A 12616-nucleotide genomic window follows, 5' to 3' on the forward strand; every position below is an offset into this window, starting at 1 on the left:
ATAGTGATTCCGGCTGGTGAGCGATCGTGATGACCAAAAAAAGTGGCTGCCATTGTTACGCAAAGTGGCCCGCCGGGGCAAGCGCGGCAGGCCAGGGAGGCGAATTCAGCCGGGTGGATGCCCACGCTAGCGGAACGGCGGCTCATTGAAGGTGCGCAACTTGCGGGAGTGCATGCGGTCGCCCTCGGCGCGCAGCAGATCCAGCGCATAGATCCCGATTTGCAGGTGCTCGGAGATGGCGCCCTGATAGAAGCGGTTGGCCTGGGCGGGCAGCTTGATCTCCCCGTGCAGCGGCTTGTCCGAGACGCACAGCAGGGTGCCATAGGGTACGCGAAAACGGTAGCCCTGGGCGGCGATAGTGGCGCTCTCCATATCGACCGCAACCGCCCGGCTGAGGTTAAAGCGTCGGGCTGAGGCGCTGTAGCGAAGCTCCCAGTTACGGTCGTCAGTGGTCACCACCGTGCCGGTGCGCAGCCGCTGCTTGACCTGCTCGCCGGGCATGCCGCTGATCTGCTTGGTGGCGTCGTACAGCGCCCGCTGTACCTCGGCGATACTGGGGATCGGGATGTCCGGCGGCAGCACGGCGTCCAGCACATGGTCGTCGCGCAGGTAGGCGTGGGCCAGCACATAGTCGCCGATGGTCTGACTCTGGCGCAGACCGCCGCAGTGGCCGATCATCAGCCAGGCGTGAGGGCGCAGCACCGCCAGATGGTCGCAGATGGTCTTGGCGTTGGATGGACCGACGCCGATATTGACCAGGGTGATGCCGGAGCCATCGTCGCCGATCAGATGATAGGCGGGCATCTGATGGTTTTTCCACGCCAGATCGCTGACCAGCTGATCGTCGTCCGCGTTGGCGGCATCGATGTAAATGCCCCCGGCGCCGGAGAGCGCCCGATAGCCGCTGTTGGGGTTACCTATCTGTCTGCGGGCCCAGCGCACGAACTCATCGACGTAACGGGTGTAGTTGGTGAACAGAATATAGGGTTGCACGTGTTCGGGTGGCGTGCCGGTGTAGTGGCGCAGGCGGGCCAGGGAAAAGTCGGTGCGCAGGGCGTCAAAGTGGGAGAGCGGGGGATCCTGCCGCCCCAGCAGCGCACCGTCGGCGGTTTCATCGCCGATGCTGGCAAGATCCGGCGTCGGAAAGTGGCGTGCCAGCGCGGCGCTCAGCATACGGTCAAGCCCCAGCTCGGCGCCGTCAATAACATAGGGATAGGGGATCTCTTGGTCCGATGGGCGAACTTCGATACGGGCGCCATATTCGCGCACCAGCAGGGTCAGCTGCTCCAGCAGATAGCTGCGGAATAGCTCCGGGCGGGTGACGGTGGTGACGTAGTGGCCGGGATGGTTGAAGCGGCCATAGGCACGGGTGCGCTCCCCCGGCTTACCCTCACCGTCCCAGAAGACGTGCAGCGCAGGGTAGACAAAGCACCCGGCGGCGCGCGCCGCGGTGTTGGGCACCTCGCCGTGTCCGATAAAGGCGCCAATAGCGTCGCGCAGGGCGCGCACGGCACCGTCATAGTAAGCGCTCAGGTGATTGATCGCCTGCTCCGGGGTGAGAGGCGGCGCACTGTTGGCTGGAGTCATGGCTTCTCCCTGATGGATAAAAATGGCGCTGCTGACGCGTGCAGCAAACGGTACTGCAAGCCTAGCCGAGAGCGGCGCCGGGGAAAAGGGGGGATACGGGACTTTTTCGCCGTGGACAACACATCAGAGCACCCAATTGGGGTACAATGCGCTATCTTATGCCCTGATTTCATCCATAAAACGGATAAGAGACACTATGATTATCAAACCCAAGGTTCGCGGTTTTATCTGCACCACTACCCATCCGGTTGGCTGTGAGGCCAACGTCCGTCGTCAGATCGCCTATACCCAGGCTAAAGGACCGATTGAGAACGGCCCTAAAAAAGTGCTGGTGATCGGTGCGTCGACCGGCTATGGCCTGGCGTCGCGGATCGCCGCAGCCTTTGGCGCAGGCGCCGCCACCATCGGCGTGTTCTTTGAGAAGCCGGGCACGGAAACCAAGACCGGGACCGCCGGCTGGTATAATGCCGCCGCGTTTGACAAGGCGGCCAAAGAGGCGGGGCTCTACGCCAAGAGCGTCAACGGCGATGCGTTCTCCAACGAATGCCGCCAGCAGGTGATCGAGCTGATCAAGCAGGATCTGGGGCAGGTGGATCTGGTGGTCTATTCGCTGGCCTCGCCGGTGCGCAAGCTGCCGGATACGGGCGAGGTGGTTCGCTCGGCGCTGAAGCCTATCGGGGAGGTGTATACCACCACCGCCATCGACACCAATAAGGATCAGATCATCTCCGCCAGCGTCGAGCCGGCGACGGAAGAAGAGATCCAGAACACCATCACCGTGATGGGCGGGCAGGACTGGGAGCTGTGGATGTCCGCGCTGCGTGATGCCGGGGTACTGGCCGACGGTGCCAAGTCCGTGGCGTACTCCTACATCGGCACCGATCTGACCTGGCCTATCTACTGGCACGGCACGCTGGGCCGCGCGAAGGAAGATCTGGATCGCGCCGCTGCGGGTATCCGCGGCGATCTCGCCGCTCACGGCGGTACTGCCCATGTGGCGGTGCTGAAATCAGTGGTGACTCAGGCCTCCAGCGCGATCCCGGTGATGCCGCTGTACATCTCGATGTCTTTCAAGATAATGAAGGAAAAGGGGATCCACGAAGGCTGTATGGAGCAGGTTGACCGTATGATGCGCACGCGCCTGTACGGCAGCGACATGGCGCTGGACGATCACGCCCGCATCCGTATGGATGACTGGGAGCTGCGCGATGACGTGCAGCAGACCTGTCGCGATCTGTGGCCATCCATCACCAGCGAGAACCTCAGCCAGCTGACTGACTACAGCGGCTACAAACAGGAGTTTCTGCGCCTGTTCGGCTTCGGTCTGGATGGGGTAGACTACGATGCTGATGTGAATCCGGACGTGCAGTTCGACGTAGTTACGTTGTAACTTAGCGCAAACGCCGCAGTAACATGCTAACAAGGCCGCGGATGCGGCCTTTTTTGAACGGTGCAGCGTGGGGGCTATCAGCAGGTGACCTCCAGCCCCTGCGCGCTGGCGGTGTCGACAGTGTAGACGATCAGGCTCTGCCTGAGCGTCAGATAGACATCGTAATCTCGGGTATTGGCGAACAGGCTAATCAGGATCTGGATACCATCCTTGGTAATATTGTGCATATGGATAAAGGTATCCAGCTGTCTGTTGACCCGCGGATCCTGCGCCACCTTGTCGCCGATCAGCCCCAGCAGGGTGCTGACCTGCTGCGCATCAAAGCTTTTGACGATCGCCGCCAGCTCGACCTTGCGGTAGTCGCTGCGCCCGGGGTTCTCGATCATGATCGATGAAAATACCGAGTTGGGAATATACAGCGGCTTCTGGTCGAAGGTGACAATTTTGGTGGTGCGCAGGCCGATTTCGGTCACCACACCCTCGGTATTTTTCTCCGGTAGCCGGATCCAGTCACCGACGTTGAAGGGGCGATCGAAGTAAAGCATCACGCCGGACAGCTGGTTGCTGAGGATATTGCGGCTGGCGATACCGATGGCGACGCCGCCGACGCCGCCAAAGGTCAGCAGTCCGGACATATTCAGCCCCAGCTGCTCGCCGAACAGGGTCGCCAGCAGAAACAGGATGAGGATATTAATAGCGCGGATCGCCACCAGGGTTTTCGAACGGTTGATCCCGTTTTTAACCTGCCGGTCGGCGATGATATTGATGGCCGATGAGATGGCCTTAAACAGGACAAAGATGATCAGGACAGTCTGGCAGAAAGAGATATATTTAATCCACGGCCAGAGTCCGACGATGACCAGGTATTTTTTAACTCCTTCACACAGCAGCAGCACCAGCAGCAGCCAAAGCAGGATCTGCGCCACCTGAAGCAGGGTGGTGCCGCGGTTTCCCCGGCACTGGCGCAGGCCATATACCATCGCGCTGAGCAGCAGCAGTACGGCGGCCAGTATCAGATGCGCATGCAGTTTTTCGACAATTAGAGCCACAGCAGTTTACCTTAAACAGATTCATGGACGTCCAGGGGACGGGCACCCGTCTTTTTCGTCAAGGGGGGCGGCGGGCGATGGCGCCCGGCGCGGGTTAAAAGCCGCCGCCATCGCGGCGCCAGGCGTCGGCGGTTAGGGCCTCGCCGAAGTGGCTGGTGATCAGACGCTTGGTTAAATCATGCAGCGGGGCGGCGAGCACCTCGGCGGTGCTGCCGCGTTCGACCACCTGGCCCGCTTGCATCACCAGCACCTGATCGCTGATGTGCTTCATCATGCCGAGGTGCTGAGTGACGTAGATATAGGCGATGCCGTGCTTTTGCTGTAGCTCCAGCATCAGGTTGATGATCTGCGAGCGCATGGACATGTCCAGGGAGGCCAGGGCCTCATCGGCGACGATGACCTTGGGCTGCAGGATTAGCGCGCGTGCCAGGGCGATGCGCTGTAGTTGGCCGGTGGCCAGCATGTGCGGATAGTAGTAGGCGTGATCGTTGCGCAGCCCGACCTGACGCAGTGTCTGATTAATCCGCTCCTCGCGCGCCGGGGCGTCCAGATCGGTATTCAGCCGCAACGGTACGTCCAGGATTTGACCGATGCGCTGACGTGGATTGAGCGAGGTGGCGGGATCCTGAAAAATCATTCGGATACACTGGCTGCGGTAGCGGTAATCGCCGTAGCACAGCGGGTGATCGTCGATGACGATCTCGCCGCCGCTCGGTTCGATCATGCCGGCAATCATCTTGGCCAGGGTCGACTTCCCCGAGCCGTTCTCACCGATGATCGCCAGCGTTTGCCCCTCGCGCAGGGTGAAGCTGACGGGTTTGACCGCCTCGACCCGCTGGCGGCGAAACCAGCCGGTGCGGTAGCGAAAGGTTTTTTCCAGGCCGTGGACCTCCAGCAGAGTTTTCATCACTGGGCCTCCTCCATGTTCAGCGGGAAATGGCAGGCAAAACTGTGGTTTTTCACACTGCGCAGGGTGGGGGTCTGAATACACTTTTTCTGGGCGTAGGGACAGCGTGGCCCCAGGCGGCAGCCGATCGGCAGATGCTCCAGCGACGGAATGGCACCGGGCAGGGTGTTCAGGCGGCTCTTGGGCGGCAGCGACCGGCCAAAGTCGGGCATCGCCCGGAGCAGAGCCTGGGTATAGGGGTGGTGCGGCGCGCGGAGGATCTCCTCACAGCTGGCGCTCTCCACCGTCTGCCCGCAGTACATGACGTTAATGCGGTCGGCCCACTTACTCATCATCTGCATATCGTGGCTGATCAGCAGAATGGTGGTGTTGTTGTTCTGGTTCATGCGCGCCAGCAGGCGGAAGATCTGCGCCTGGGTGGTCGGCTCCATGGCGTTGGTGGGTTCATCGGCGATCAGCAGGCGCGGCTGATTAGCCAGGGCGATGGCGATCATCACCTTCTGGCACTCTCCCTCCGTCAGCTCGTAGGGCAGGCTGCGCATGGCATCGCGGTGATCTTTGATACCGACGCGGTGCAGCAGCTCAATGGCGCGGCGGCGGCGCCAGTGAAAGCGTTGCCACCAGCGGCCTTTATAGGTCCAGCCGGGGATCGCCTGGATCAGCTGGCGGCCAATGCGTTCGGAGGGGTCGAGGCAGGACTGCGGCTCCTGGAAAATCATCGAGACGTTGTGGCCGACCAGTCGGCGTCGCTGACGCGGCGACAGGCGCAGCAGATCGATGTCATCAAAGCGCATCCGGTCGGCGGTTACCCGCCAGTTGTCCTTGGTCACCCCGCAGATGGCCTTGGCGATCAGGCTTTTGCCAGAGCCAGACTCACCGACCAGGCCACGGATCTCACCTTCGCTGAGGGTCAGGCTGACACGATCGACGGCCTTGACCGGGCCCCCAGGTGTCATAAACTCAATGGTCAGGTTACGGATATCGAGTAGCGGCATTATTTTACCCCGGCGTTGACGGCACGACGCAGCCCGTCGCCCAGCAGGTTGACCAACAGCACGCTGATCATAATGGCGCCGCCCGGCAGCATCACGCTCCAGGGGGCCACATACAGCAGCTCCAGCGAGTCCCCCAGCATGGCGCCCCATTCCGGTGACGGCAGCTGGGCCCCGAGATCGAGAAAGCCGAGCGCGGCAATATCGATGATCGCCATGGAGAGGGCGCGGGTGAATTCGGAAACCAGTACCCCGGCGATATTGGGCATCACGGCGTCCCACAGAATAAACCAGGTCGAGGCGCCGTCCAGCCGCGCCGCGACCACGAACTCTTTCTCCAGCTCCTCATGTACCGCGCTGTAGACCGCGCGGACGATACGCGGTAGCAGCGCCATCCATACCGCCAGCATGGCGTGCTCCAGACGCGGTCCGATAAAGGCCACCACGATGATCGCCAGCAGCAGCGACGGGATCGCCAGCAGGGTATCGAGAATATGGTTAAGGATCGCCGAACGCAGCCCGTGTGTGATACCGGCCAGCACCCCGATCAGGACGCCGCACAGGCTGGCGGCGATGGTGACGGTCAGCGCTGCGCCAAAGGTCGGCGCAGCCCCGCACAGCAGACGACTGAGCAGATCGCGGCCCAGGTCGTCGGTACCGAGGAAGAAGGCGACGTTGCCGTAGCGTGACCAGGAGGGGGGCAGCAGCTGGTAGCCGAGAAACTGCTGATCCAGCCCATAGGGCGCCAGCAGGCTGCCAAACAGGCACAGCAGCAGCAGCGCGGCGACGCCGTACAGGCCGATCATGGCCAGCGAGTCGGCGTGAAAGTGGTACCAGGTCTGTCGTAGCGGAGTGGGGACCTTTTTCTCGCGGTAGAGGTTATCGAAGTGCATACCACTCCTTATGTTTCAGCGGGCTGGTGACGGCGCCGATGATATCGCACAGGACATTGACCACCAGAACCAGCGTACCGACCACCATGACGCCGGCCGAGATGGCAGCAAAGTCCTGCTGACGGATGGCGTTGATCAGCCAGCGCCCCAGTCCCGGCCAGCTGAACACCACCTCGGTTATCATCGCCAGGGTCAGCATGGTGGAAAACTGTAGACCCAGTTGGGGAATGATCGGTGGCAGGGCGTTGTGCAGTACGTGGCGGCGGACAATGGTCCGCCGCGACAGGCCACGGGTCGCCGCCGCCTTGATGTAGTTTTGGCTAACCACGCCGTCGGTGCTGAGGCGCATCAGGCGGATGACTTCGGTCATTGGCACCAGCGCCAGCACGCTGACCGGCAGCACCAGGTGGCGCAGCACGCTGAGCAGCATCTGATGGCGGTAGGGGGCCTCGGAGAGCCAGGCATCCACCAGGGCGAAGCCGCTGATATTGGGTACCGGGTAGAGCAGGTCATAGCGCCCGGAGACCGGCAGCCAGCCCAGGTGCAGGGAAAAAAACAGCATCAGCAGCAGCGCCAGCCAGAATACCGGCATGGAGTAGCCGAGCAGTGCCAGGGTGCTGATGGCACCGTCCGGCCAGCGTCCGCGCATCATCCCGGCGGCAATGCCCATAGGGATGCCGCAGAACAGCGCCAGCAGAAAACCCAGGATACACAGCTCCAGGGTCGCGGGGACCACCTCCCGCAGTTGCCCGACGATGGCCTGCCCGTTGATGCTGGAAACGCCAAAGTCGCCCTGCAGCAGGCTGTGCAGGTAAAAACGGTAGGCGTCGGTGAGCGATGCTCCGGAAAGCGGGGCATGGGGCGTAAAGTAGAGCAGGCTGAAGCTGACGAGGGTCAGGAAAAACAGTGTGACCAGCAGCAGCAGCAGACGCCGCAGGGTAAAAATAATCATGGTTTCTCCTTGTCCGGCGCGGGCGTCGGGCTCGGTATATCACGGTATACCCCTGCGAACGAGGCGTTGCCGAATGGACTGAGCACCAGTCCTTTGATGTCATGGCGATAGGCCTGCAGGCGAAGCGAAGAGGCCAGCGGCAGGATCGGCAGCTGCTGCTCCAGGATTTTTTGCGCCGCCTGATAGTCGTCAATCCGCTGGGAGAGCTGCTGGGACTGCAGTGCCTGGTGCAGCAGGGTATCGAAGGCCGGATCACACCAGTGGGCCAGATTGGTCTGGGACTGAATGGCGGCGCAGCTGAGCAACGGCCGGAAGAAGCTGTCCGGATCGTTGCTGTCGGTCGCCCAGCCGGAGAGGGTCATATCATGGCTCATATCATTCAGACGGGCCTCCTGAAAGCGCCCCTCCACCGGCACAATGGTGACCTTGATGCCGACCTGGGCCAAGTCGGCCTGGATCAGCTCGGCGGTTTTCAGTGGGCTGGGATTATAGGCCTGGGAGGCGGTTGGTACCCACAGCTGCAGACGTAGATTGCTGATCCCGGCGGACTTGAGCATGGCGCGCGCCTTCTCCGGATTGTAGTCGGTAACGCGCGCGTCATTGTCGTAGGCCCAGGATGCGCGTGGCAGCAGGGAGGCTGCCGTCTCCGCCGTGCCATAATAAATGGACTGCATCAGGCGCTGGTTATTGATCGCATAGGCGATGGCGTTGCGTACATCGACGTTGTCCAGAGGCGGCTTACGGGTGTTAAACGCCAGATAGGCGACGTTCATCCCCGGACGCAGGGTGAGGCGCAGGCGCGGATCGTCGCGCAGTATGCCCAGCTGGCTGGCCGCGGGATAGGCCAGTACATCGCACTCGCCGGTCAGCAGCTTAGAGATCCGTCCGGTGCCGCCGGCGCCCAGGTCGATGACCACCTGTGTCATGCGCGGCGTCCCTTTCCAGTACCGCGGGTTACGCGTCAGCCGGATAAACTGCCCGGCGCGATACTCATCCAGCATAAAGGGGCCGGTGCCGACCGGCAGCCGGTCTATCTGCACCTGCTGGCCACGCTTGGCCAGCGCATCGGCGTACTGGGCCGAGAGCACCGGTGCGTAGTGGGTGGCAAGATGCCAGAGAAAAGAGGCGTCAGGCTGCTTCAGGCGAATCTCGACGCTGTTATCGTCCAGCCTGCGGATACTCTGTACCGCATTGCTGAACTGCAGACTGTCGAAGTAGGGATAGTGACCGCCGTTGACGTCGTGATAGGGGTGTTTGGGGTCGAACATGCGCTCGAAACTGAACAGCACATCGTCGGCGTTCATGTTGCGGGTCGGGGTGAACCAAGCGGTTTTCTGGAACGGAACATCGCGGCGCAGGTGCAGAATATAGGTCGCGCCGCCGTCGAGCACCTCCCAACGTTGGGCCAGCTCGGGGATCAGGCGATAGGTATAGGGGTCGACATCCAGCAGTCGGTCGTAGAGCTGGGCCGCCAAGGTATCCACCGTCACGCCGCTGCTGGCCATCTGCGGATTGAAGGTATTGACGATACCGTTGACGCAATAGATAAACCCGCTCTGGCGGATATCCGGCACAGCGGGGGCGGGCTGCGGCGCCGGTTTCCCGGCCGCCGTGACCGCTGCTGACAGGAGTAGCAGCGGAATAAACAGTGTTTTCAGAGCGCGCATAGAGGCTTCAACAGGTTGTTGGCTGTGCTGCCGGCGGCGCAGGCAGAGAGGCCCGGCACGCTGCCTGCGTCGGATCCATGACACGACGGAGCAGCGGCAGTTCATTGAACGATAGCCTAGTGTAACGTACATTGCCGGTCGGCCCAATCGCTGGCGCTGCCGACGCGGGTTATTTGCTCTGTGATTAAACAATTGGCGCCGTACGATGCCGGTTGGGCGCGGCTTTTATCGTCGGAGGAAAAAAAGCTTTACAATCGATATTGATAAGCGTTATCATTTGTATCGCACCTCAATGGTCTGTCTGACAGGCGCCTGCGGGGAGCACGACATTGCTCACATTGCTTACAGTTTCATTTTAATGCCAGCGCGGGTGCTGGCTTTTTTTTATCCCGTCGTCGGCCTCATTCGCGCGGTGTCATCGCCGCGGCATCGTCGGCCGTCTGCGGCGGTATCGCCGCGATCCCCTGCTTTTTCATAATGCCGCGCAGCTGATGGTAGGTGATGCCGAGCAGGTCGGCGGCGCGCCGCTGGTTATAGTGCGCCTGTTGCAGCGCGTGGCGTAGCAGGCGGCACTCCTGTTCGCTCTGCCAGGCGCGCAGATCCAGCGGCAGCGTCGGCAGCGCCGCGGCCCTCTCATCATCCACGGCAGCGTCGGGAGTGGGGAAGGGATTAAGCACGATGTTCTGCAGTGCGCCTTCGTCGTCGCCGTGGCGAAACACGGAGCGCTCCACCACGTTTTTCAGCTCGCGGATGTTGCCGGGCCAGCGGTAGTCGAGCAGCGTACGCTGCGCGCGGGCGCTGAAGCCACCGAACAGCGCCCGCCCCAGCTCCCGGCACATCTGCATGGCGAAGTGCTCCGCCAGCGGCAGGATGTCAGCCCGGCGCCGGCGCAGCGGCGGCAGGGCGATGACCTCAAACGCCAGGCGATCCAGCAGATCGGCGCGAAACTGCCCCGCGGCGGCCAGCGCTGGCAGATCGGCATTGGTGGCACAGACCAAGCGTACGTCAACCTGCAGCGACCGGCTGCCGCCGACGCGCTCCAGATGGCCATACTCGATGACTCGCAGCAGCTTTTCCTGGATCAGCATCGGCGCGGTGGCCAGCTCATCGAGAAACAGGGTGCCGCCGTCGGCGCGCTCAAAGCGCCCCAGATGACGACGCTGGGCGCCGGTGAAGGCGCCGGCCTCATGGCCGAACAGCTCGGAGTCCAGCAGGGTCTCGCTGAGCGCGGCGCAGTTTAGGGAGATAAACGGCCCCTGCCAGCGCGGCGAAAGATAGTGCAGGCGCTGGGCGATCAGCTCCTTACCGGTGCCGCGTTCGCCGAGGATCAGCAGCGGCTTGTTCAATTGAGCCAGGCGTGAGGTCTGCTCCAGCACCTCCAGAAACGCGTTGTCTTCGCCCAGTAGGGTATCGCGATCGGCCATCTCTCACCTTAATGTGGTTATTTTTACTATCTTTTAGTAAAACTCATCACTCCTGTTTCTGCAATCCTCCGGCGGGAATATAATTAACACTTTGAATTGTAATGATTATTCTCCACAACGTAGACTTGGCATGGCTCTTGTATATATCAGCCTACACCGTGGCGCCTGCTGGAACAGCACGGCGGCCGCAATACTGACTGAGCTGAGGATAACTTTATGGGTATTTTTTCGCGCTTTGCCGATATCGTGAATGCCAATATCAACACGCTGCTGGATAAGGCCGAAGATCCGCAGAAGCTGGTGCGCCTGATGATCCAGGAGATGGAGGATACGTTGGTCGAGGTACGTTCCACCTCCGCCCGCGCGCTGGCGGAAAAGAAACAGCTGCTGCGCCGCATCGAACAGGCATCGTTACAGTGTCACGAATGGCAGGAGAAAGCGGAGCTGGCCCTGCGTAAAGAGAAAGAGGATCTGGCACGGGCGGCGCTGATCGAAAAACAGCGCGTCGCCGACCTGTTGCTGACGCTGCGGCATGAGGTGGAGAGCATTGATGAGACCCTTGAGCGAATGAAGCGTGAAATCAGCGAGCTGGAGAGTAAACTGAGTGAAACCCGCGCCCGCCAGCAGGCGCTGGCGCTGCGCCAGCAGGCCGCCGCCTCTTCGCGCGATGTCCGCCGCCAGCTGGACAGCGGCAAGCTGGATGAGGCGATGGCGCGCTTCGAGCAGTTTGAGCGCCGCATCGATCAGATGGAGGCCGAGGCCGAGAGCGTGGGGCTGGGCAAAAAGAAGAGCCTGGAGCAGGAGTTTGCTGAATTAAAGGCCGATGATGAAATCAGTCGTCAGCTGAGTGAAATGAAGGCCCGTCTGCAGCGTGGCGAATAGGCGCGCTACAGTCCGGCGCACTGACCATCCATCCAAGGAGCATCTATGGGCTATCTGTTTCTCGCCATTCCATTGACCCTGTTCGTGCTGTTTGTCCTGCCTATCTGGCTGTGGCTGCACTACGGTAACCGCCAGCGCAGCGACAACGTACTGCAGGCGCAGGAGCAGCAGCGTCTGACTCAGCTGAGCGAGGAGGCGCAGCGGATGCGCCAGCGTATTGGCGCCCTGGAGGCGATTCTGGATGCGGAGCATCCCAGCTGGAGGGACGCCTGATGAGCCCGTCGTTGTCTCCGCGTCGTCTGTACCGCCTGCCTCAGCGCGGGGTGTTCAAGGGGGTCTGCGCCGGGATCGCCGACTACTTTGATGTTCCGGTTGCTCTGGTGCGGGCGATGGCGGTCGTGTCGATCTTCTGCGGCCTGTTTGTTATTACGCTGGCGGCGTACCTGATCCTGGCCTTTACGCTGCCGGTGGCACAGGGCGAACGGCCGCCCGAGGCGCCGGGCGTGCGGGCGCAGCTGGCGCGCACCGCCGGGGAGCTGGAGGCGTGCGAACAGCGGCTGCGTCGTCTGGAGCGCTATGTGACCTCGCCGGCGTTTAGCCTGAACCGGCGCTTCCGTCAGCTATAGCCGTATCAGCGCCGCCGGATACCCGAGGAGAGGCATATGACCTTCTTTCGTCAGGCGCGCCGCGCCGGACCGCTGTGCGCCGCCCCGGCGGGCATCGCCGCCGGCGTCACCCGCTATGTCGCCTGGCGTCCGCTGCGTCTGATCTTGCGCTGGACGCTGGCGCCCGCACTGCGCCGCGGCGTACGCTATGTGACGACGCACCATTTTCAGCAGGATGTCCGGCATGATGTGTCGGCCGGGCAATAGC

13 protein-coding genes are annotated in these 12616 nt (G+C 61.9%); 5 read left to right on the plus strand and 8 right to left on the minus strand.

Features of this window, described 5'->3' with window-relative positions; translation table 11 throughout:
* Positions 1-126: 126 nt before the first annotated feature.
* Positions 127-1587 carry an AMP nucleosidase gene (locus EIEH_RS06530; protein WP_015871145.1) on the minus strand — a complete coding sequence of 487 codons (1461 nt, stop codon included), beginning with the start codon at positions 1585-1587 and terminating at the stop codon, positions 127-129.
* 196 nt (positions 1588-1783) lie between these two features.
* Between EIEH_RS06530 and fabV the strand changes: the two genes are divergently transcribed.
* Positions 1784-2977, plus strand: a complete 1194-nt coding sequence (gene fabV, locus EIEH_RS06535) for an enoyl-ACP reductase FabV (RefSeq protein ID WP_015871146.1) — start codon at positions 1784-1786, stop codon at positions 2975-2977.
* Between the two features lie 77 nt (positions 2978-3054).
* Here fabV and EIEH_RS06540 read toward each other — a convergent pair whose 3' ends face one another.
* From EIEH_RS06540 to pspF, 7 genes are all read right to left on the minus strand, one after another.
* Entirely contained in the window at positions 3055-4026 is a 972-nt protein-coding gene (locus EIEH_RS06540) for a mechanosensitive ion channel family protein (protein ID WP_015871147.1), read from the minus strand.
* A gap of 94 nt (positions 4027-4120) precedes the next feature.
* Complete coding sequence (sapF, locus tag EIEH_RS06545; protein WP_107775284.1) at positions 4121-4936, minus strand: putrescine export ABC transporter ATP-binding protein SapF; 816 nt, start codon at positions 4934-4936, stop codon at positions 4121-4123.
* Positions 4933-5928 (minus strand): putrescine export ABC transporter ATP-binding protein SapD, encoded by a 996-nt coding sequence (gene sapD / locus EIEH_RS06550; RefSeq protein WP_015871149.1) that lies wholly within the window; start codon positions 5926-5928, stop codon positions 4933-4935. Before sapD ends, sapF begins: the two co-directional genes overlap by 4 nt.
* Positions 5928-6818, minus strand: a complete 891-nt coding sequence (sapC, locus tag EIEH_RS06555) for a putrescine export ABC transporter permease SapC (protein ID WP_015871150.1) — start codon at positions 6816-6818, stop codon at positions 5928-5930. The genes sapD and sapC overlap by 1 nt, the downstream gene beginning before the upstream one ends.
* Positions 6805-7770: a putrescine export ABC transporter permease SapB gene (sapB, locus tag EIEH_RS06560; protein ID WP_015871151.1), complete on the minus strand. Its 966-nt coding sequence runs from the start codon at positions 7768-7770 to the stop codon at positions 6805-6807. The genes sapC and sapB overlap by 14 nt, the downstream gene beginning before the upstream one ends.
* A complete protein-coding gene (gene sapA, locus EIEH_RS06565) occupies positions 7767-9437 on the minus strand; it encodes an ABC transporter substrate-binding protein SapA (RefSeq protein WP_015871152.1) in 1671 nt (556 codons plus the stop codon). The genes sapB and sapA overlap by 4 nt, the downstream gene beginning before the upstream one ends.
* A gap of 401 nt (positions 9438-9838) precedes the next feature.
* Complete coding sequence (pspF, locus tag EIEH_RS06570; RefSeq protein WP_015871153.1) at positions 9839-10861, minus strand: phage shock protein operon transcriptional activator; 1023 nt, start codon at positions 10859-10861, stop codon at positions 9839-9841.
* Positions 10862-11077: 216 nt separating this feature from the next.
* Here pspF and pspA point away from each other — a divergent pair, with 216 nt between their 5' ends.
* Genes pspA through EIEH_RS06590 form a run of 4 tightly spaced genes read left to right on the plus strand, consistent with a single transcriptional unit; the run spans position 11078 to position 12615 of the window.
* Positions 11078-11743 carry a phage shock protein PspA gene (gene pspA / locus EIEH_RS06575; RefSeq protein WP_015871154.1) on the plus strand — a complete coding sequence of 222 codons (666 nt, stop codon included), beginning with the start codon at positions 11078-11080 and terminating at the stop codon, positions 11741-11743.
* 45 nt (positions 11744-11788) lie between these two features.
* Positions 11789-12016, plus strand: coding sequence for an envelope stress response membrane protein PspB (gene pspB, locus EIEH_RS06580; RefSeq protein WP_015871155.1), 228 nt, complete (start codon positions 11789-11791; stop codon positions 12014-12016).
* Positions 12016-12369, plus strand: coding sequence for an envelope stress response membrane protein PspC (gene pspC, locus EIEH_RS06585; protein WP_015871156.1), 354 nt, complete (start codon positions 12016-12018; stop codon positions 12367-12369). The genes pspB and pspC overlap by 1 nt, the downstream gene beginning before the upstream one ends.
* A gap of 36 nt (positions 12370-12405) precedes the next feature.
* Positions 12406-12615, plus strand: a complete 210-nt coding sequence (locus EIEH_RS06590) for a hypothetical protein (protein WP_015871157.1) — start codon at positions 12406-12408, stop codon at positions 12613-12615.
* Position 12616 lies beyond the last annotated feature (1 nt).

This window comes from Edwardsiella ictaluri ATCC 33202, assembly GCF_000264785.1.
Classification (GTDB): Bacteria; Pseudomonadota; Gammaproteobacteria; order Enterobacterales; family Enterobacteriaceae; genus Edwardsiella; species Edwardsiella ictaluri.

Bases quoted from the DNA above. Each gene is read 5' to 3' on its own strand.
- EIEH_RS06530 (WP_015871145.1), bottom strand. From the start codon at position 1,587: ATGACTCCAGCCAACAGTGCGCCGCCTCTCACCCCGGAGCAGGCGATC.
- fabV (WP_015871146.1), top strand. From the start codon at position 1,784: ATGATTATCAAACCCAAGGTTCGCGGTTTTATCTGCACCACTACCCAT.
- sapD (WP_015871149.1), bottom strand. From the start codon at position 5,928: ATGCCGCTACTCGATATCCGTAACCTGACCATTGAGTTTATGACACCT.
- sapC (WP_015871150.1), bottom strand. From the start codon at position 6,818: ATGCACTTCGATAACCTCTACCGCGAGAAAAAGGTCCCCACTCCGCTA.
- sapB (WP_015871151.1), bottom strand. From the start codon at position 7,770: ATGATTATTTTTACCCTGCGGCGTCTGCTGCTGCTGCTGGTCACACTG.
- sapA (WP_015871152.1), bottom strand. From the start codon at position 9,437: ATGCGCGCTCTGAAAACACTGTTTATTCCGCTGCTACTCCTGTCAGCA.
- pspF (WP_015871153.1), bottom strand. From the start codon at position 10,861: ATGGCCGATCGCGATACCCTACTGGGCGAAGACAACGCGTTTCTGGAG.
- pspA (WP_015871154.1), top strand. From the start codon at position 11,078: ATGGGTATTTTTTCGCGCTTTGCCGATATCGTGAATGCCAATATCAAC.
- pspB (WP_015871155.1), top strand. From the start codon at position 11,789: ATGGGCTATCTGTTTCTCGCCATTCCATTGACCCTGTTCGTGCTGTTT.
- pspC (WP_015871156.1), top strand. From the start codon at position 12,016: ATGAGCCCGTCGTTGTCTCCGCGTCGTCTGTACCGCCTGCCTCAGCGC.
- EIEH_RS06590 (WP_015871157.1), top strand. From the start codon at position 12,406: ATGACCTTCTTTCGTCAGGCGCGCCGCGCCGGACCGCTGTGCGCCGCC.